Genomic DNA, 18,822 nt, shown 5'->3' on the forward strand with positions numbered 1-18,822 from the left:
GCAGGAGCTTTGCCATGGCCTCGCCAGCCCTCTCACATTTTCTTCCCCGGTTCGGCGTTGCCGCGGCAGTGGCCAGTGCATTAAGCCTGGCCGGTTGCCAGCTCCAGAGCACCCAGGACACCCTGCTCCCTGCCGCCGGCGTACAGCCGATCAAGGGCCTCGCGCAGAACGTATCGGTACGCCGCAATGCCCAAGGCATGCCGCTGATCGAAAGCAACACCTTCCACGACGCGCTGTTCAGCCTCGGTTATGTGCACGCCAGCGACCGCATCACCCAGATGGTCACCCTGCGCCTGCTGGCCCAGGGCCGTTTGGCGGAAATGTCCGGGCCGGAGGTGCTGGACGTCGACCGCTTCATGCGCGCCGTCAACCTGAAGAAAAGCGCCGGCGAGCTGTACAACGCCTCCAGCCCGCGCCTCAAGCGCTTCTTCGAAGTGTATGCACGTGGCGTCAATGCCTACCTGTTCCGCTACCGCGACAAGCTGCCGCCCGACCTGGCCCAGACCGGCTACAAGCCCGAGTACTGGAAGCCGGAAGATTCGGCGCTGCTGTTCTGCCTGCTGAACTTCAGCGAGTCGAGCAACTTGCAGGAAGAACTGTCCTCCCTGGTGCTGGCGCAGAAAGTCGGCGTGGACAAGCTCGCCTGGCTCACCCCGAGTGCGCCGGATGAACCTATCCCGCAGGCTGAAGCCGACAAGCTCAAGGGCGTGAACCTCGGCCAGATCACCGGCCTTGCCGGGCTGGAAGCGGTTGGCCAGCAGCTCAACAGCTTGAATGCACTGGCGGTGACGACTTCGAACAACTGGGCCGTCGGCCCGCAGCGCAGCCGCAGCGGCAAGAGCCTGTTGGCCGGCGACCTGGCCGCCCAGCCGCAAGCACCGTCACCGTGGAACTACGTGCAGATCCGTGCGCCGAAGTACCAGGCGGTCGGCGCCTCGATTGCCGGCCTGCCCACCCTGTTGTCCGGCTTCAACGGCAAAGTGGCGTGGAGCATGAGCGCGGTCAAGGGCGATACCCAGGACCTGTTCCTCGAAAAGGTCAAACGCCAGGGCAACGGGCTGTACTACGAGAACAATGGCAAATGGCTGCCGGCCGGTGTGCGTAACGAGACCTTCTTCATCAAGGGCCAACGCTCGATTCGCGAAGTGGTGTACGAAACCCGCCATGGCGCCCTGCTCAACAGCAGCCAGGCGCTGACCACCGGTTTCGGCCTGGCCCTGCAAACCGCCGACTTCAAGGACGACAAGAGCCTGGATGCGTTCTTCGACCTGTCCCGCGCGCAAAACGCGGGCAAGGCCTCGGACGCGACCCGGGAGATCCGCGCCATCGCCCTGAACATGATTTTCGCCGACGCCAGCAACATCGGCTGGCAAGTCACCGGCCGTTTCCCCAATCGCCGCGAAGGCGAAGGCCTGCTGCCCTCGCCGGGCTGGGATTCGCGCTTTGATTGGGACGGTTACGCCGACGCGATGCTGCACCCGTATGACCAGGACCCGCCCCAGGGCTGGATCGGCACCGCCAACCAGCGCACGGCGCCGCGCGGCTACGGCATGCAGTTGTCCAACTCGTGGGACGCGCCGGAGCGCAGCGAGCGCCTCGCGCAACTGGCCAATGCTGGCAAGCATGACAGCCGCAGCCTGATCGCCATGCAGTACGACCAGACCACCACGTTCGCGGCCAAGCTCAAGACCATGTTCCAGGCGCCGGGCATGGCGCAACCGCTGAAACAGGCGATCGACGCCTTGCCAGCGGCCGAACAAGCCAAGGCCCGCGAAGCCCTGGGCCGCCTGATGGCCTTCGACGGCCGCCTGGTGTCCACCTCCGCAGATGCAGCCATTTACGAGCTGTTCCTGCAGGAAAGCGCCAAGCAGATCTTCCTCGACAAGCTCGGCCCGGAAAACAGCGCGACCTGGAAGGCGTTTGTCAGCAACGCAGGCCTGTCTTACTCCGCCACCGCCGACCATTTGCTCGGCCGCGAAGACAGCCCGTTCTGGGACGACACGCGCACGCCGCAAAAAGAAGACAAACCGGCGATTCTGGCGCGCAGCCTGGCCGCAGCGATCACCGCAGGCGACAGCCAACTGGGCGGCGATCACAAGGCCTGGCAGTGGGGCAAACTGCACAGCACCACCTGGAAAAACATCAACGGCCAGGTGATCCGTGGCCCGCTGGCCAGTGGTGGCGACCACAACACCTTGAACCCTGCGCCGTACAGCTGGGGCCAAAACTTCAACACCACCCAGGTGCCGGCGCTGCGCATGATCGTCGACTTCGGCCAAGCCGAACCGATGATGGGCCAGGGCGGCATCGGCCAGTCCGGCAACCCGGCCAGCCCGAACTATGCCAATGGCATCGACCCGTCGCTGAAGGCGCAATACCTGAGCTTCCCGATGCAGCCGCAGAACTTCGACAAGGCCTACGGCAAAACCCGGTTGACCCTGACACCCGGCAAGTAACCCGGTTCTCGCTGAAGGAACCGGAAAAAATGTGGGAGCTGGCTTGCCTGCGATGGCGGTGCATCAGCCACTTGATCAGTGACTGACACGGCCTCATCGCAGGCAAGCCAGCTCCCACATTGGATCGCATGCAGTTAGATAGAACTTCTCAAGTCTCACTCCCCTCATACCTGATAAGCCCATTGCCCCCGGCACCGCCCATGGACCTTGTCATCGCCCGGCCCGAAGGCCTCTATTGCCCAGCCGGTGATTTCTACATCGACCCCTGGCGCCCGGTTGAACGCTCGGTCATCACCCACGCCCACGGCGATCACGCCCGCACCGGCAATCAACACTACCTGGCCGCTGCGCCGGGCGAAGGCATCCTGCGTTCACGTCTGGGGCAGGACATCAACCTGCAAACCTTGGCCTATGGCGAACCCTTGGTGCACCACGGCGTGACCTTGAGCTTTCACCCCGCAGGCCACGTGCTCGGTTCAGCCCAGGTGCGCCTGGAATACAGGGGCGAAGTCTGGGTCGCCTCCGGGGACTACAAGGTCGAACCCGATGGCACCTGCGCGCCTTTCGAACCGGTGCATTGCCACACCTTCATTACCGAGTCGACCTTCGGCCTGCCGATCTACCGCTGGCAGCCTCAAGCGCAAATCTTCGCCGGGATCAACGACTGGTGGCAGGCGAATATCGCTGCCGGCAAGGCCAGCGTGTTGTTCTGTTATTCCTTCGGCAAAGCCCAGCGCATCCTGCATGGCATCGACGCCAGCATCGGCCCGATCCTCAGCCATGGCGCGGTAGAACCGCTGAACCGGGTGTACCGCGAGGCCGGGGTGTATATCCCCGAAACCCTCTACGCCGGGGACTTCAAGAAGACCGACCCACTGCTGCGCCAGGCCCTGATCATCGCCCCGCCCTCTGCCGGTGGCAGCAGCTGGATCAAGCGCTTCGGCGATTACAGCGACGCGTTTGCCAGCGGCTGGATGCGCTTGCGTGGCACACGGCGGCGGCGCGGTGTAGACCGAGGTTTTGTGCTTTCAGACCACGCCGATTGGCCGGGCCTGCTGTGGGCCATCGAACAGACCGGCGCCGAGCGCGTGATGGTCACCCACGGTTCCGTCGGCGTACTGGTACGCCACCTGCGGGAAAAAGGCCTGGATGCCCAGGGTTTCACCACCGAATACGGCGATGACGAAGAAGAGGCCACGGCATGAAGGCCTTCGCCGAGTTGTACGCCAACCTCGACGCCACCACCTCCAGCAACGCCAAGCTGGCGGCTTTGCAAACCTACTTTCGGCACGCGCCGCCCGCAGACGCGGCATGGGCGGTGTACTTCCTGTCTGGCGGGCGGCCCCGGCAACTGGTGCCCACGCGCCTGCTGCGGGACATGGCCACCGAAGCGTCAGGCATCGAGCCTTGGTTGTTTGAAGAAAGCTACCAGTCCGTGGGCGACCTGGCCGAAACCATTTCGCTGCTGTTACCAGAATCGCCCTACACCTCTGAAGACGGCCTGGCGGTGTGGCTGGAAGAAAAGCTCCTGCCCTTGAGAGGCCTGCCACCTGCGGAGCTGGCTGAACGCCTGCCCGCGTTATGGGCGCAACTGGATCAACCCAGCCTGATGGTGTGCATCAAGTTGATCACCGGCAGTTTCCGAGTGGGCGTGTCCAAGTTGCTCGTCACCCGGGCTCTCGCTGCCATGGCCGACCTGGACAGCAAACGCGTGGCCCAGCGGCTGGTGGGCTACACCGATTTGTCCAACCGCCCGACAGCAGAGGGTTACCTCAAGCTGATCGCTGCTGAATCGTCGGACGAGCACGCGCAAAGAGGCGGGCAGCCCTATCCGTTTTTTCTCGCCCATGGCTTGTCGCAACCGCTAGAACAATTCGACGCCCTGCTCGGTTCGCCCGCCGACTGGCAGGTGGAATGGAAGTGGGATGGCATTCGCGCGCAACTGGTCAAGCGTGAGGGGCGCTTGTGGATCTGGTCGCGAGGCGAAGAACTGGTTACCGAGCGTTTTCCTGAACTGCACAGCCTGGTGAGCGGTTTGCCGGACGGCACGGTGATCGACGGTGAAATCGTGGTGTGGAAGGACGCGGTGCAACCCTTCGCCCTGCTGCAACAACGCATTGGCCGCAAGACCTTGAGTAAAAAGGTGCTCGACGAGGCGCCTGTCGTGATCCTCGCCTACGACCTGTTGGAGTATCAGGGCGACGACTGGCGCAACCACGCCCAGGCCAAGCGCCGCGCCCAACTCGAACAGGTGATCAGCCTGTGTAACCAGCCTGTGCTGATTCCATCACCGTTGCTGACGGGCACCACCTGGCAGGAACTTGCGCAGCAGCGCGAGGCCTCTCGCCGGCTAGGGGTGGAAGGCATGATGCTCAAGGCACGCGACGGCCTCTACGGCGTGGGCCGCACCAAGGACATGGGCGTCTGGTGGAAATGGAAGGTCGACCCGTTCAGCGTCGACGCCGTATTGATCTACGCCCAGCGCGGCCACGGCCGCCGCGCCAGCCTGTATAGCGACTACACCTTTGCCGTGTGGGACGGCCCGCCCGGCAGCGAGCGTACGCTGGTGCCGTTCGCCAAGGCGTATTCAGGGCTGACCGACGAAGAGATGCGCAAGGTCGACGCGATTGTGCGCAAGACCACAGTCGAGAAATTCGGCCCGGTCAGTAGTGTGACGCCGAGCATGGTGTTTGAGCTGGGGTTTGAGGGGATTGCCTTGTCGAAGCGGCACAAAAGCGGGATTGCGGTGCGGTTTCCACGGATGTTGCGGTGGCGGCAGGATAAGACAGTGGAAGACGCGGATAACCTTGGAACGCTACAGGACCTCCTGACCTGACACATATCCCCTGTGGGAGCGGGCTTGCTCGCGAATGCGGTGGATCAGTCGATGGATCTGTTGACTGACACTCCGTATTCGCGAGCAAGCCCGCTCCCACATTTTGATCCTCGCCAACCCCAAAATGGTGCGCTGATTTTTTGATGCCCATTTTCGGGCATCTCCTACACTCAAAACGCCCTCGTCTCACCTTTTAAAACGCTCATTCGGAACTATGGTGCAGAAATTGCTACTTGTGATCCGTCTGACACCGTTCAGTAACAGTCCTAAACGCGCCACAAGCGCTTATCTTGGTTTCCAGGGATTACATAATGAAAAAAGCATTGCTGACCCTTTCTGCACTGGCTCTGTGCATGGCTGCAGGTATTGCGACAGCCAAGGAATACAAGGAATTGCGTTTTGGTGTCGATCCGTCCTACGCGCCGTTCGAGTCCAAGGCCGCTGATGGCAGCCTGGTGGGCTTCGATATCGACCTGGGCAATGCGATCTGCGCCGAGCTGAAGGTCAAGTGCAAGTGGGTTGAAAGTGACTTCGACGGCATGATTCCGGGCCTCAACGCCAACAAGTTCGACGGCGTGATCTCCTCGATGACCGTGACCGAAGCCCGTGAAAAGGCGATCGACTTCTCCAGCGAGCTGTTCTCCGGCCCGACGTCCCTGGTGTTCAAAAAAGGCGCGAACTACTCCACGCCTGAGTCCCTCAAGGGCAAATCCGTGGGCTACGAGCAAGGCACCATCCAGGAAGCCTACGCCAAGGCCGTGCTGGACAAAGCCGGTGTGACCACCAAGGCCTACGCCAACCAGGACCAAGTGTACGCCGACCTGACCTCCGGCCGACTGGACGCTTCCGTGCAGGACATGTTGCAAGCCGAGCTGGGTTTCCTGAAGTCGCCAGCCGGTGCTGACTACGAAGTCAGCAAGGCCATCGACGACCCACTGCTGCCGTCCAAAACTGCGGTCGGTATCAAAAAAGGTAACAAAGAGCTCAAGGCCTTGCTCGATAAAGGTATCAAAGCGTTACACGATGATGGCACCTACGCCACCATCCAGAAGAAACACTTCGGCGACCTGAACCTGTACAGCGGTAAATAACACCCCGGCGCCCACCTGTTTCAGGTGGGCGCTTTTTTATCGCCATAGGTCCTGAATTCATGTTTGAAGATCTTTTACAAACCCTGGGGCTGAGTGCCTTCAGCTTGAAAGGGTTCGGCCCACTGTTGCTGCAAGGTACGTGGATGACCGTGAAGTTGTCGGTCGCCTCCCTGGCTGTCAGCGTCTTGCTGGGCCTGCTCGGCGCCAGCGCCAAACTCTCCAGCGTCGCCCTGTTGCGCGTTCCGGCGCAGATCTACACCACCCTGATTCGCGGCATACCCGACCTGGTGCTGATGCTGCTGATTTTCTACAGCCTGCAGATCTGGCTGACCGGCCTCACCGACTTCATGGAATGGGAGTACATCGAGATCGACCCATTCAGCGCCGGGGTCATTACCCTGGGCTTTATCTACGGTGCCTATTTCACCGAGACCTTTCGCGGCGCGATCCTCGCAGTGCCCCGTGGCCAGCTCGAAGCGGCGACCGCCTACGGGCTCAGCCGTGGCCAGCGGTTTCGCTTCGTGACCTTCCCGCAGATGATGCGCTTTGCCCTGCCCGGCATTAACAACAACTGGTGCGTGATGCTCAAGGCCACGGCGCTGGTGTCGATCATCGGCCTGGCAGACCTGGTAAAGGCCGCCCAGGATGCGGGCAAAAGTACCTATCAACTGTTCTATTTCCTGGTGCTCGCCGCCTTGATCTACCTGCTGATCACCAGCGCGTCCAACGTCGTGCTGCGCTGGCTTGAACGCCGTTACTCCGCTGGGGCCCGGGAGGCCGTGCGATGATCGAACTTATCCAGCAATACTGGCGGCCTTTCCTTTATAGCGACGGCCAGCACATCACCGGGCTGGCCATGACCCTGTGGCTGCTCAGCGCGGCATTGGTCATCGGTTTCGTGGTGTCGATCCCGCTCTCCATCGCCCGGGTTTCGCGCAAGCGCTACATCCGTTGGCCGGTGCAGTTCTATACCTACTTGTTTCGCGGCACGCCGCTCTATATCCAGTTGCTGATCTGCTACACCGGCATCTACAGCATCGCGGCGGTGCGTGCGCAACCGGTGCTGGACGCGTTCTTTCGCGACGCGATGAACTGCACCATCCTGGCCTTTGCCCTCAACACTTGCGCCTACACCACGGAGATCTTCGCGGGTGCGATTCGCAGCATGGCCCACGGCGAAGTCGAGGCGGCCAAGGCCTATGGCCTGACCGGCTGGAAGCTGTATGCCTACGTGATCATGCCCTCGGCATTGCGCCGCTCGTTGCCCTACTACAGCAACGAAGTGATCCTGATGCTTCACTCAACCACCGTGGCCTTCACCGCGACCGTGCCCGACATTCTCAAGGTGGCCCGGGACGCCAATTCGGCCACGTACATGACCTTTCAATCATTCGGCATCGCCGCGCTGATCTACCTGACCGTGACCTTTGCCCTGGTCGGTCTGTTTCGCCTGGCGGAGCGCCGTTGGCTGGCCTTCCTCGGGCCGAGCCACTAAGGAGTCTTCATGCGTCATCAGGTACATGATCTGATCGCGCCGGTGCCAGGCACGGCGCGGCAGATTCACAGTTTCCACTTCGGCCCGCAAGACGCCGCTGGCAAGGTCTACATCCAATCGTCGCTGCACGCCGATGAGCTGCCGGGCATGCTGGTGGCCTGGCACTTGAAAGTACGCCTGGCCGAGTTGGCCGCCGCCGGGCGCCTGCGCAGTGAAATCGTGCTCGTGCCCGTCGCCAACCCGGTGGGCCTGGAACAGGTGCTGATGGATATTCCCCTGGGCCGCTACGAGCTGGAAAGCGGGCAGAACTTCAACCGCTGGTTCGTGGACCTCAGCGACGAAGTCGGCAACAGGGTCGAGGACCTGCTGGGGGACGATCCACAGCACAACGTCGAACTGATCCGCGCCGCGCTGTCCACTGCCCTGGCAGCACACACCGCCGACACCCAGCTGCATTCCCAACGCCTGGTGCTGCAACGCCTGGCCTGCGATGCCGACATGGTGCTGGACTTGCATTGCGACTTCGAAGCCGTGGCGCACCTGTACACCACGCCTGAAGCCTGGCCGCAGGTGGAACCGCTGGCGCGCTATATCGGTTCGGAAGCCAACCTGCTCGCGACCGATTCGGGCGGGCAGTCCTTCGATGAGTGTTTCACCCTGGTGTGGTGGCAACTGCAGCAACGCTTCGGCGAGCGCTTCCCGATCCCCATGGGCAGCTTCTCGGTGACCGTCGAACTGCGCGGCCAAGGCGACGTCAACCACGGCCTGGCCGCCCTCGACTGCCAGGCGATCATCGACTACCTGATCCACTTCGGCGCGATTGCCGGTGACGTGACGCCACTGCCCGACCTGCCCTACCCGGCGACGCCGCTGGCGGGGGTGGAACCGGTGGCCACGCCTGTCGGCGGCTTGCTGGTATTCAGCGCCCTGCCCGGCGAATACCTGGAAGCCGGGCAACTGATCGCCGAAATCATCGACCCCATTACTGACCGCGTAACGCCTGTGCACTGCCAGAAGGCCGGCCTGCTTTACGCCCGTTCGCTACGCCGCATGGCCACTGCCGGAATGGTCATCAGCCATGTCGCAGGCAGTGAGGCCTACCGCAGCGGCTACCTACTTTCGCCTTGAGGATGCACGCCCCATGTACAAATTGACCGTTGAAGGCCTGCATAAAAGCTATGGCGACAATGAAGTGCTCAAAGGTGTCTCGCTCAAAGCCAAGACCGGTGACGTGATCAGCCTGATCGGCGCCAGCGGCTCGGGCAAAAGCACCTTTTTGCGCTGCATCAACTTCCTGGAAACCCCCAATGACGGCGCGATGACCCTCGACGGCCAGCCGATCCGCATGGTCAGCGACCGCCACGGCATGCGCGTGGCCGACGACGCCGAACTGCAACGCCTGCGCACGCGCCTGGCGATGGTGTTTCAACACTTCAACCTGTGGAGCCACATGAGCGTGCTGGAAAACATCACCATGGCCCCGCGCCGGGTGCTGGGCTGCAGCAAGAAGGACGCCGAAGATCGCGCCCGTCGCTACCTCGACAAGGTGGGCCTGCCAGCACGCGTGGCCGACCAGTACCCGGCATTCCTGTCCGGCGGTCAGCAGCAACGGGTAGCCATTGCCCGCGCACTGGCCATGGAGCCGGAGGTGATGCTGTTCGACGAACCCACCTCGGCCCTTGACCCGGAGCTGGTGGGTGAAGTGTTGAAGGTCATCCAGGGCCTGGCCGAGGAAGGCCGCACCATGATCATGGTGACCCACGAGATGAGCTTTGCGCGCAAGGTGTCGAGCCAGGTGCTGTTCCTGCACAAGGGCCTGGTGGAAGAACAAGGCGCGCCTGAAGACGTGTTGGGCAACCCGAAGAGCGAACGCCTCCAGCAATTTCTCAGCGGCAACCTCAAGTAAAGGTGATGCACGCCCGGAACGTGTGGCGCGTACAGGCGGTTTCGAGCTGCCAACCGGTATGCGCACAGGCGCGGGCGACGATCTCCAGACCGAACCCGTAGCCCTGTGACTGCACCTGCTCGTCACGGTTGTTGAGGATCACCAGGCGCTGCTCAGTGAGGATCACCCGGACTTTCCCGGCGCCATGCTGGGCCGCGTTGCCGAGCAGGTTCTGCACCACGCTGCGGACAATCGCCTCGCTGGCGGCCAGCGTGAAAGACGCGGTGCCAGTAAACACCAGGGCGCCTGCCGCGAACGGATAGAGCAGTCGGTACTTTTCGATCTGCTCGACGACAATCGCCCCCACGTCTACCGCTTCATGCCTGGATTGATGCGGCGCCCGGGCCAGGCTCAGGAACAGCTCGATCGTCATTTTCATCCCCACCAACGCCCCTTCCATACGCTGCAGGCAGCGCGTCGTTTTATCCGCCCCGCACCCCGGCAGGCGCAGGATGGCCAGGCTGTTGTTGAGGATACTCAGGGGCGTACGCAACTCGTGGCTGACGTGCCGGGTAAAAGCCTGCTCGCGCAGCAACGCCGTGTTTTGCTGGGCCACCAATGACGACAGCGTGCGGCTCAAGGTGCCGATTTCATCTTTGCGCTCTACACCGCTGAAACAGGGTGGGCCAGAGGGCGACCCAGCCACCTGCGCCGCCAATTGGCTGATTGGCCGGGCGATGGCCCGGGCAATCGCGATGGCAAGAATCGCACCCAGGATAAGGATCAGGCCGGCCACTGCACACAGGAGCCCGAAGACCTGCCCACGGTAGCCTTCGGTTTGACTGAGACTGGACTCATCCATGACCAGCACCAGCAACGCCGCAACGCCTGCCACCTCACTGACCAGCACATGAATGTCCTCTTTTTCGATTTCATGATGGCCGACGGGCAAGTGCCGAACCTTGGCCGGCAGGTTGGCGTCCGTTGACCAGTAACCCTTGAGGTAGATCGCATTGGGCATCACCGCAGCGCGGCCCAATTGAGCGTATTTGGCCTGGAACTCCTGCGCCTCCAGGTTGAGGTAGCTGGAGACGATGTAGTCTTCGGTGAGGATCACGGCGGCCCAGATCAGCAGGCTGTAGAACAGGGTTATCAGCGCCATGAACGGCAACAGCGCGTAGAGGATGCGCGCAAAGAACGAGTCAGTAGGGGATAGCAAGGCGATACCCTTTACCGTGGACGGTGCGGATCAAGTCATTACCGTGAGGTTTGCCCAGGGCTTGCCTGAGTCGGTAGATGTAAGTGCGCAATGCGTCACTGTCGGGCAGGTCGCCTCCGGGCCACAGCGCCGCCTCGAGCCTGCGTCGGCTGACAGGCTGCGGGGCCACATCGGCGAGCAGGCTCAGCAGGCTGAACTGAAGCGCCGGCAATGCAATGACGGCACCGTTGTGCCGCAAGGACTGCATCGCAGGATCAAGCACAAGGTCACCCAGCTGCCTTGGGGCCCGCAACGGGCGCGGGGCACTGCGACGCATCAGCGCACGAATGCGCCACAGCAACTCCTGGGGCTCGAAAGGCTTGACCAGGTAGTCGTCGCCACCGGCCGCATAGCCCTCTTCCTTGTCGAGCAACGCATCGCGTGCCGTCAAAAAGATCACCGGGGTCTGGACCTCTTCGCTGCGCAATTGGCGGCAGGTATCAAACCCGTTCAGCCGGGGCATAGCGACGTCCATCACAATCAGGTCGTACTCATGCTGCCGCACACGCTCCAGGCAACTTTTCCCATTGCGAGCAAAGTCCACGTCATAACCAAATTCCGTCAGGTAATCCCCCAGTGAACCCGCCAACGCGTGATCATCTTCTACCAGTAATATTTCCATTAGAGCAAACTCCAAATTCATACATACAGCAAGGATTATTCCTTCAACAACAAACTAAATTCCTACAAAAACACCGCACTATATTTACGCGAAGTGACATTTGATTCACATGCAACCTTATACATTCCCGGTATGCCAAAGACACTTGAATTATTAACTCGCTATTTGGGCGCCGGTTGCATCGCCACGCTCATTCATCTGATGGTATTTGCGCTCCTGCTGCCCGGGTGCGGCCCGATAGTGTCAACCCTCTGCGCCGGCGCAGGCGGGGCAGGAGCGGCCTATTACCTCAATCGGCATTGGGTATTCGTCGCACGCCCGTGCAGTGGCCTGCGCTTCACCGTCACGGCAGCCAGCCAAGTAGCATCGAATACGCTCATTGTCGGGTTATTGACTCACGGAGGCGCATCGCCCTATCTCGCACAACTAACCGCCATGGCAGTCGTTACCGCACAGGGTTTTACGATCAATCTCTTTTGGGTATTCAAACATGACATCCAGCGCACACCCCCCCAGTGATGCCTTATTACCGATAGAACTTACACTGCTGATCCCCTGCTTTAACGAACAGTGCGTACTGGCGCAATTTCACACGCGCCTTCTAGCCACCCTCGAACATTTGAAAGTTACTGTCGAAGTACTTTATATAAATGACGGAAGTCAAGACGCAACAGCTGCAATCATCGACGGGTTTGCTCAAGATCCACGCATCAAAACCCTGCACCTGAACCGCAACTTCGGCAAGGAGGCGGCCATGCGCGTAGGTATCAACGAAGCACGGGGCCGTGCGGTGATCATCCTGGACTGCGACCTGCAAGACCCTCCGGAATTGATCCCATTGATGGTGCAGGAATGGCACCGCGGATTTGAAATCGTCAACATGCAGCGCCGCTCACGGCGTTGCGATTCCTGGCTCAAACGCACGGCGGCCAGGCTCTATTACGCCGCCATGGATCAGTTGATCGATGGCTTCGATGTGCCGAGGGAAGTCAGCGACTTCCGACTGATCGGACCGAATGCGCTGGCCGACATTCGTGCCATGGACGACAACGCCGGCGTGTTGAAGATTTTGGTCAGTTGGCTCGGCTACCCCACCATCGAAGTGGATTACGACCGCAAACCGCGCCAGGCGGGCCAGACCAAATGGTCGTCGCTGTCGTTGCTGAACCTGGCGGCGGACTCGATTCTCGCGTTCTCCACCCGCCCCTTGCGGATGTACAGCTACATAAGCGGCATCAGCTTCCTGGTCGGCTCACTGTGGGTCGCGGGCGTGGCGGCATCGGGCGAACTGACCCTTGAGCATCTCCAAGTGCAGGCAATCCTGCTGCTGTGCCTGGGTACCGCCGTGGTCGGTGAGTACGTCGGTCGGGTGCTGACCGTGGTCAGCCCCAGGCCCTCCTCCCTGTGCAAACGCGATCAACCTTGAACCTCTTCATCCACTCAGGAGGCTACCGGCATGAACCCTTCCGTTTCCCTTCGTCTGCTCTGGGCAATCTTGCTTGGCGTACTGCTCCTGCGCCTGGGGACGCTGGGGCTTTATCCGCTCATGGATACATCAGAGGCGCGCTACGCGGAAATTGCCCGCAAGATGCTCGTGTCCAACGACTGGATCACGCCCATGTTCGATCACGACGTACCGTTCTGGGGCAAACCGCCACTGTCGTTCTGGGTACAGGCACTGAGCATGAAAGTGCTCGGAATCCAGGAATTCGCCAGTCGCTTTTCAAGTTGGCTGCTGCACGTCGCAAGCTGTCTGTTGATTGTGCACTTCGCCCGTCAGGAGCGAAGCCTGCAGGTCGGGTTGATCGCCGCGATCATTTATTCGACGTGCACGCTCGGGTTCCTCTCCAGCGGCGCCGTATTGACCGACGTGGCCTTGGCGTTCGCCCTGACGCTCGCGCATCTGGGCATGTGGCGCGGGTTGATGCACGGTGATCGGGGATGGGCCTTGGCCGGCTTTTTCGGCCTGGGCCTGGGCCTGCTTGCCAAAGGCCCGTTGGCGCTGGTGCTGATCGCGCTGCCCGCCGCCATATGGTTGGCGATCACCGCCCACTGGCGCCGACTGTTGGGCCTGCCCTGGCTGCGTGGCGGTGCATTGACGCTCGCCGTGGCCTTACCCTGGTATTGGCTGGCGGAGCAAAAAACACCGGGGTTCCTGGAGTACTTCATCGTCGGTGAGCATTTGAGTCGCTATGTCATCAGCCAATGGCAGGGCGATCTTTATGGCAGCGCCCATGCCGAACCCATCGGGATGATCTGGTTACACCTGCTGGGCGGGCTCATGCCCTGGGCGCTTTTCCTGCCCCTGCTGGTAAAGCTGCGCGGGCAGCTTGGGGCTCAACCCGAGTACTTCATATTCGTGATGGCGTGGGCTATTTCGGCACCGTTGTTTTTCACCATGTCCACCAACATTCTCTGGACTTATATACTGCCCACCTTGCCGGCCTGGTCGGTACTACTGGCCGACGTGATCTACCGACACATGCGCCCGGCCGTTATCGTCGCCTTGGCGTTGGCCCTGCCGCTGGCCGGCTGTGGCCTGATCATCAGCGGCAAGGTCGCCGACCGCCCTCAGAACCAGAAAGCCATCGTGGCGCTCTGGAAGGCGCAACAGGCGGCTACCCCCGGAGACCTGATCTACCTGGGTTCACGCTCCTACTCGGCCGAATTCTACAGCGCCGGCTGGGCACGTCACAGCAAGAGCCTGCAACAACTGCCGAAGACCGAGGGCTTCTATCTGGTGCAACGCCTGGACAAGCTGCAACCCTTGCCGCCGACCTGTCACACCGTGGGCCAGGCCAATGGCTCGCAACTGCACTACTGTCGCGCCGTCGAGCTTTAGTTAAACCTTTGGTGCAGCAGAGGGGTCTGTGAAATAAGCCCTCCAGAGCGTCAGCTGCCGCATGGCCCCTCATCACGACTACGCCAAGCAATGGTTTGCCGCCAAAGGCTGGAAGCCATTCCCGTTTCAGAAAGAAGTGTGGCGGGCGGTCATGGACGGCCGCTCAGGTTTGCTGCACGCCAACACAGGGGCCGGTAAAACCTATGCGCTGTGGTTTGCCGCACTTAACCGCTTCGCCATCACCCGCCCACCCGTCGTCGGTAAACGCAAGCCGCCGGCCGAACCCCTGACCGTCCTGTGGATCACGCCGATGCGCGCCTTGGCTGCCGACACCGCGCGTGCCCTGGAGGCGCCGTTGGCCAGCCTACAGATTCCCTGGAGTGTCGGCCTGCGCACCGGCGATACCAGCAGCAGCGAACGCGCACGCCAGACGCGACGTCAACCCAGCACACTGGTCACCACACCAGAAAGCCTGACCCTCATGCTGGCGCGGGCCGACAGCGAAGCAAGCCTGGGGCATCTGCGCATGGTCATCGTGGATGAATGGCATGAACTGATCGGCAATAAGCGCGGTGTGCAGTTGCAACTGGCGTTGGCGAGGTTGCGGCGCTGGCACCCTGAGTTAGTGGTGTGGGGGATATCCGCGACGCTGGGTAATCAGGCTCACGCGTTAGAGGTATTGGTCCCACAAGGTGGCGGGATTAATGTGCAGGGACGAACCGCCAAGCAATTGCACGTGGACACACTGCTACCGCCTGTCACCGAACGTTTCCCGTGGGCAGGGCATATCGGTTTGAAGATGCTGCCGCAAGTGGTCGCCGAGGTAGACGCTTGTGCCAGTTGCCTGGTGTTTACCAACACACGGGCGCAATCGGAGATCTGGTATCAAGCATTGCTGGAGGCTCGCCCTGATTGGGCTGGGGTGATTGCCCTGCACCACGGATCGTTGTCCAGGGAAACCCGCGACTGGGTCGAACGAGCATTGAAAGACGGCCAGCTCAAGGCGGTGGTGTGCACCTCCAGCCTGGACTTGGGGGTGGATTTCCTGCCGGTGGAACGGGTGCTGCAAATCGGATCGGCCAAAGGCGTCGCACGCCTGATGCAACGCGCCGGGCGTTCGGGGCATGCGCCAGGGCGGCCCTCACGGGTGACACTGGTGCCGACCCATAGCCTGGAACTGGTGGAAGCGGCCGCTGCGCAGGATGCGATTGCCCTGCGGCATATCGAAGCCCGCGAATCGCCCCACAAACCGTTGGATGTACTCGTACAACACTTGGTAAGCATGGCCTTGGGCGGTGGGTTTACACCGCCAGCGCTATTGGCTGAAGTTCGCAGTGCGTGGGCGTATCGCGATCTCACGGACGCCGATTGGGCCTGGGCCCTGGGGTTTGTACGGCATGGCGGCCTGTCGCTGACGGCCTACCCGGATTACCGTCGCGTCGAGCCGGATGAGCACGGCACCTGGCGCGTCCCCGATGCACGCCTGGCGCGTCGTCATCGCATGAGCGTGGGCACTATCGTGAGCGATGCCAGTATCCACCTGAAATTCTGGAGCAAGGGCGGCGGCGGCAAGAACCTGGGCAGTGTCGAGGAAGGTTTCATCGCCAGGCTCAAGCCGGGAGATGGCTTTCTGTTTGCCGGGCGGCTGCTGGAACTGGTAAGGGTGGAAAACATGACCGCCTATGTACGGCGCAGCACCGCGAAAAAGGCCGCTGTACCACGCTGGAATGGCGGGCGAATGCCGCTTTCCAATGAGTTGGGCCAGGCGGTGGTGGAACGTTTTGACGCTGCTGCACACGGGCATTTCGACGGCCCGGAGATGCAGGCAGTGCAACCCTTGTTGCAGACGCAATTGCGCTGGTCCGGGCTGCCGACGCGCAAGCATTTACTGGCCGAGGCCTTCAAGTCGCGCGAGGGGTGGCACCTTTTTCTCTATCCCTTTGCCGGGCGGCAGGTACACCTGGGGTTGGCGAGCCTGATGGCGTGGCGGGTCAGCCGGCATCAGGCGGTTACCTTTTCGATCGCGGTCAACGATTACGGGCTGGAGTTGTTAAGCGCCACAGAAGTGCAATGGCCGGCATTGCTGGACGAGGCGTTGTTGAGCCCCGACGATCTGTTGGAAGACGTTGTTGCCAGCCTGAACGCAGGAGAACTGGCCCTGCGGCGCTTTCGCGAGATCGCACGCATCGCCGGCCTGGTATTCGCCGGCTACCCCGGCTCGCCGAAAAGCACGCGTCAGGTGCAGGCTTCCAGCGGGTTGTTCTTTGAGGTGTTCAAGCAATATGACCCACAGAACCTGCTGCTGACCCAGGCGGGGGAAGAAGTCCTGCGCAATGAGTTGGATATTCACCGGTTGGAACAGACGTTACATCACCTGTCGACACTGAAACTGGACATGCACCTGATCGAACGGCCTACCCCCCTGGCCTTCCCCCTGCTGGTGGAGCGCATGCGCGAAAGCATGAGCTCGGAAAAACTGTCGGAGCGCATCGCGCGGATGGTCAAGGACCTGGAAAACGTCGCGGACAACGGGAAACGTTGATGACCTGTTCAGTGATGCTTGAGGGTGAAGAGCTGTGGCTGCTGGCGGACAAGGCCGTGTACTGGCCCGCCCGCCGCTGCCTGCTGATTGCCGATGCGCACTTGGGCAAGGCGTCGGCTTATCGAAGCCTGGGGCAGCCGGTGCCGCAAGGCACCACCACCGAGAACCTGGCAACGCTGGATCGGCTTCTGGCCGCTGTTACGTGCGAGCAGGTGATCTTTCTCGGTGACTTCCTGCACGGTCCAGGCTCCCACGCTTCGGGCACCCTTGGGGCCTTGAGGGCGTGGCGAGCGCACCACCGCTCGCTGATCCTGGTGCTGGTGCGCGGCAATCACGATAAACGTGCGGGCGACCCGCCTGCGGATTTGGGCATTGAGGTGGTTGAAGAGCCTTTATTGATGGGGCCATTTGCCCTGCAGCATGAACCGCAGGTCCATCCCAGCCACCACGTGCTGGCGGGGCATGTGCACCCGGTGTATCGCTTGCGCGGCAAAGGCCGGCAAAGCTTGCGCCTGCCGTGCTTTCAGATCGGCCAGCGGGTGAGCGTGCTGCCAGCGTTTGGCGCTTTTACGGGCGGCTATCCAGTGCAGGTGGGCAAGGATCAGCAGGTGTTTGTGATCGGCGGCAACGAGGTATGGCCGGTACGCTGAAGAGCCGGCCATGCCTGCTGCCCAATCAAATCAGGCGACGGGCGCGGGTGGCGGTTCATCTGGAAGGGTGGGCTCACCCGGTTCGGTGGGCTGCTGTGGCCAGTCCTCGTCGGGTTGGCCGGGAATGCCGCCCGCAAACGCTGGGTCAGCCATCAGGGACCAGGCCAGAACACCAATCTGGTTGGGTTCAAGCCGAGCGAGTTCGGCGCTTATTCGCGGGTCGAGCTTCATAAGGTACTCCTCAAGCGTGGCTCGGCGCGTTTTGCACGCGCCGAGGCAGTACACTTAATAGAGTCACTTCCCGCAGACAAATTCCCTTTACGTGTAAGACCTTTCGATCAAGCGCGTGGGAGAGTAACGCCGCGCTGGCCTTGGTACTTGCCGCCACGGTCTTTATAGGACACTTCACAGGCCTCATCGGACTGCAGGAACAGCATCTGCGCCACACCTTCGTTGGCGTAGATCTTGGCCGGCAACGTGGTGGTGTTGGAGAACTCCAGGGTCACATGACCTTCCCACTCAGGCTCAAGCGGCGTCACGTTGACGATGATGCCGCAACGCGCGTAGGTGCTTTTACCCAGGCAGATGGTCAGCACGTCGCGGGGAATACGGAAGAACTCCACGGTGCGCGCCAGGGCAAAGGAGTTTGGCGGGATGATGCACACGTCGCTCTTGATGTCGACGAAGCTTTTTTCGTCGAAGTTTTTCGGATCGACGGTCGCCGAGTTGATGTTGGTGAACACCTTGAACTCATCGGCGCAACGCACGTCGTAGCCGTAGCTGGAAACCCCGTACGAAATCAGGCGTTCGGCGCCTTCGCCGCGCATCTGGCGCTCTACGAAGGGCTCGATCATGCCGTGCTCTTGCGCCATGCGGCGAATCCACTTGTCCGATTTGATGCTCATGGCGGGTGTCCTGAATAGCGAGGTGGAAAAATTCTGTTGGGCATCTTACCGGGGCTGGCCCCGGGGTTCAAAGGCCGCCGGGCTTTTCTTGATGAATGCGTGCATGGCTATAAGCCGCAGCCAGCGGGGCCGGGACCCAGGTTGTACGCGACCGGTGACCGTAAATACCACCGCCAGTCACGAAAATGGAGAAACCTTCGGAAATATCATTGGCACGTTCCGGAAAAAGGGTTAAGGTGG

17 protein-coding genes are annotated in these 18,822 nt (G+C 61.5%); 13 read left to right on the forward strand and 4 right to left on the reverse strand.

Annotated features, from left to right (window positions below):
- The first annotated feature begins 14 nt into the window (after positions 1 to 14).
- The 8 genes from HX803_RS03330 to HX803_RS03365 all read left to right on the forward strand — a co-directional run bounded on the left by HX803_RS03330 (position 15) and on the right by HX803_RS03365 (position 9,784).
- Positions 15 to 2,456, forward strand: a complete 2,442-nt coding sequence (locus HX803_RS03330; protein ID WP_178918980.1) for a penicillin acylase family protein — start codon at positions 15 to 17, stop codon at positions 2,454 to 2,456.
- Positions 2,457 to 2,656: 200 nt separating this feature from the next.
- Positions 2,657 to 3,661, forward strand: coding sequence for a ligase-associated DNA damage response exonuclease (locus HX803_RS03335; protein WP_178918982.1), 1,005 nt, complete (start codon positions 2,657 to 2,659; stop codon positions 3,659 to 3,661).
- Positions 3,658 to 5,292, forward strand: coding sequence for an ATP-dependent DNA ligase (locus HX803_RS03340; protein ID WP_178918983.1), 1,635 nt, complete (start codon positions 3,658 to 3,660; stop codon positions 5,290 to 5,292). The genes HX803_RS03335 and HX803_RS03340 overlap by 4 nt, the downstream gene beginning before the upstream one ends.
- A gap of 311 nt (positions 5,293 to 5,603) precedes the next feature.
- Positions 5,604 to 6,383: a transporter substrate-binding domain-containing protein gene (locus tag HX803_RS03345; protein ID WP_178918985.1), complete on the forward strand. Its 780-nt coding sequence runs from the start codon at positions 5,604 to 5,606 to the stop codon at positions 6,381 to 6,383.
- Positions 6,384 to 6,442: 59 nt separating this feature from the next.
- Positions 6,443 to 7,171, forward strand: coding sequence for an ABC transporter permease (locus HX803_RS03350; protein WP_178918988.1), 729 nt, complete (start codon positions 6,443 to 6,445; stop codon positions 7,169 to 7,171).
- Positions 7,168 to 7,878: an ABC transporter permease gene (locus HX803_RS03355; protein WP_176994715.1), complete on the forward strand. Its 711-nt coding sequence runs from the start codon at positions 7,168 to 7,170 to the stop codon at positions 7,876 to 7,878. The genes HX803_RS03350 and HX803_RS03355 overlap by 4 nt, the downstream gene beginning before the upstream one ends.
- Positions 7,879 to 7,887: 9 nt before the next feature.
- The gene (locus tag HX803_RS03360; RefSeq protein WP_178918990.1) at positions 7,888 to 9,006 is read left to right on the forward strand and encodes a succinylglutamate desuccinylase/aspartoacylase family protein; all 1,119 of its coding nucleotides are present in this window, start codon (positions 7,888 to 7,890) and stop codon (positions 9,004 to 9,006) included.
- A 13-nt stretch (positions 9,007 to 9,019) separates the two neighbouring features.
- Entirely contained in the window at positions 9,020 to 9,784 is a 765-nt protein-coding gene (locus tag HX803_RS03365; RefSeq protein ID WP_012722621.1) for an ABC transporter ATP-binding protein, read from the forward strand.
- Here the strand turns inward: HX803_RS03365 and HX803_RS03370 are convergent.
- Both HX803_RS03370 and HX803_RS03375 read right to left on the reverse strand, forming a co-directional pair.
- Positions 9,777 to 10,982 carry a HAMP domain-containing sensor histidine kinase gene (locus HX803_RS03370; protein ID WP_178918992.1) on the reverse strand — a complete coding sequence of 402 codons (1,206 nt, stop codon included), beginning with the start codon at positions 10,980 to 10,982 and terminating at the stop codon, positions 9,777 to 9,779. The genes HX803_RS03365 and HX803_RS03370 overlap by 8 nt on opposite strands.
- Entirely contained in the window at positions 10,966 to 11,643 is a 678-nt protein-coding gene (locus HX803_RS03375) for a response regulator transcription factor (protein WP_178918994.1), read from the reverse strand. The genes HX803_RS03370 and HX803_RS03375 overlap by 17 nt, the downstream gene beginning before the upstream one ends.
- A 132-nt stretch (positions 11,644 to 11,775) precedes the next feature.
- Here HX803_RS03375 and HX803_RS33050 point away from each other — a divergent pair, with 132 nt between their 5' ends.
- The 5 genes from HX803_RS33050 to pdeM all read left to right on the forward strand — a co-directional run bounded on the left by HX803_RS33050 (position 11,776) and on the right by pdeM (position 17,677).
- Complete coding sequence (locus tag HX803_RS33050) at positions 11,776 to 12,162, forward strand: GtrA family protein (RefSeq protein ID WP_178918995.1); 387 nt, start codon at positions 11,776 to 11,778, stop codon at positions 12,160 to 12,162.
- Positions 12,134 to 13,069: a glycosyltransferase family 2 protein gene (locus tag HX803_RS03385; protein WP_178918997.1), complete on the forward strand. Its 936-nt coding sequence runs from the start codon at positions 12,134 to 12,136 to the stop codon at positions 13,067 to 13,069. Before HX803_RS33050 ends, HX803_RS03385 begins: the two co-directional genes overlap by 29 nt.
- Positions 13,070 to 13,099: 30 nt before the next feature.
- Positions 13,100 to 14,485, forward strand: a complete 1,386-nt coding sequence (locus tag HX803_RS03390; RefSeq protein ID WP_178918999.1) for a glycosyltransferase family 39 protein — start codon at positions 13,100 to 13,102, stop codon at positions 14,483 to 14,485.
- A 61-nt stretch (positions 14,486 to 14,546) separates the two neighbouring features.
- Positions 14,547 to 17,027: a ligase-associated DNA damage response DEXH box helicase gene (locus tag HX803_RS03395; RefSeq protein WP_178919001.1), complete on the forward strand. Its 2,481-nt coding sequence runs from the start codon at positions 14,547 to 14,549 to the stop codon at positions 17,025 to 17,027.
- A complete protein-coding gene (pdeM, locus tag HX803_RS03400; RefSeq protein WP_178919003.1) occupies positions 17,027 to 17,677 on the forward strand; it encodes a ligase-associated DNA damage response endonuclease PdeM in 651 nt (216 codons plus the stop codon). Before HX803_RS03395 ends, pdeM begins: the two co-directional genes overlap by 1 nt.
- 30 nt (positions 17,678 to 17,707) lie before the next feature.
- Here pdeM and HX803_RS03405 read toward each other — a convergent pair whose 3' ends face one another.
- Entirely contained in the window at positions 17,708 to 17,908 is a 201-nt protein-coding gene (locus HX803_RS03405) for a hypothetical protein (RefSeq protein WP_176994712.1), read from the reverse strand.
- Between the two features lie 107 nt (positions 17,909 to 18,015).
- Positions 18,016 to 18,582, reverse strand: a complete 567-nt coding sequence (dcd, locus tag HX803_RS03410) for a dCTP deaminase (protein ID WP_016973172.1) — start codon at positions 18,580 to 18,582, stop codon at positions 18,016 to 18,018.
- Positions 18,583 to 18,822: the final 240 nt, after the last annotated feature.

Origin of the sequence: Pseudomonas sp. P7548, assembly GCF_013386585.1 — a bacterium.
Classification (GTDB): Bacteria; Pseudomonadota; Gammaproteobacteria; order Pseudomonadales; family Pseudomonadaceae; genus Aquipseudomonas.

Bases quoted from the DNA above. Each gene is read 5' to 3' on its own strand.
- pdeM (WP_178919003.1), top strand. From the start codon at position 17,027: ATGACCTGTTCAGTGATGCTTGAGGGTGAAGAGCTGTGGCTGCTGGCG.
- HX803_RS03395 (WP_178919001.1), top strand. From the start codon at position 14,547: ATGGCCCCTCATCACGACTACGCCAAGCAATGGTTTGCCGCCAAAGGC.
- HX803_RS03335 (WP_178918982.1), top strand. From the start codon at position 2,657: ATGGACCTTGTCATCGCCCGGCCCGAAGGCCTCTATTGCCCAGCCGGT.
- HX803_RS03360 (WP_178918990.1), top strand. From the start codon at position 7,888: ATGCGTCATCAGGTACATGATCTGATCGCGCCGGTGCCAGGCACGGCG.
- HX803_RS03330 (WP_178918980.1), top strand. From the start codon at position 15: ATGGCCTCGCCAGCCCTCTCACATTTTCTTCCCCGGTTCGGCGTTGCC.
- HX803_RS03345 (WP_178918985.1), top strand. From the start codon at position 5,604: ATGAAAAAAGCATTGCTGACCCTTTCTGCACTGGCTCTGTGCATGGCT.
- HX803_RS03390 (WP_178918999.1), top strand. From the start codon at position 13,100: ATGAACCCTTCCGTTTCCCTTCGTCTGCTCTGGGCAATCTTGCTTGGC.
- HX803_RS03350 (WP_178918988.1), top strand. From the start codon at position 6,443: ATGTTTGAAGATCTTTTACAAACCCTGGGGCTGAGTGCCTTCAGCTTG.
- HX803_RS03405 (WP_176994712.1), bottom strand. From the start codon at position 17,908: ATGAAGCTCGACCCGCGAATAAGCGCCGAACTCGCTCGGCTTGAACCC.
- HX803_RS03385 (WP_178918997.1), top strand. From the start codon at position 12,134: ATGACATCCAGCGCACACCCCCCCAGTGATGCCTTATTACCGATAGAA.
- HX803_RS33050 (WP_178918995.1), top strand. From the start codon at position 11,776: ATGCCAAAGACACTTGAATTATTAACTCGCTATTTGGGCGCCGGTTGC.
- dcd (WP_016973172.1), bottom strand. From the start codon at position 18,582: ATGAGCATCAAATCGGACAAGTGGATTCGCCGCATGGCGCAAGAGCAC.
- HX803_RS03375 (WP_178918994.1), bottom strand. From the start codon at position 11,643: ATGGAAATATTACTGGTAGAAGATGATCACGCGTTGGCGGGTTCACTG.
- HX803_RS03355 (WP_176994715.1), top strand. From the start codon at position 7,168: ATGATCGAACTTATCCAGCAATACTGGCGGCCTTTCCTTTATAGCGAC.
- HX803_RS03340 (WP_178918983.1), top strand. From the start codon at position 3,658: ATGAAGGCCTTCGCCGAGTTGTACGCCAACCTCGACGCCACCACCTCC.
- HX803_RS03365 (WP_012722621.1), top strand. From the start codon at position 9,020: ATGTACAAATTGACCGTTGAAGGCCTGCATAAAAGCTATGGCGACAAT.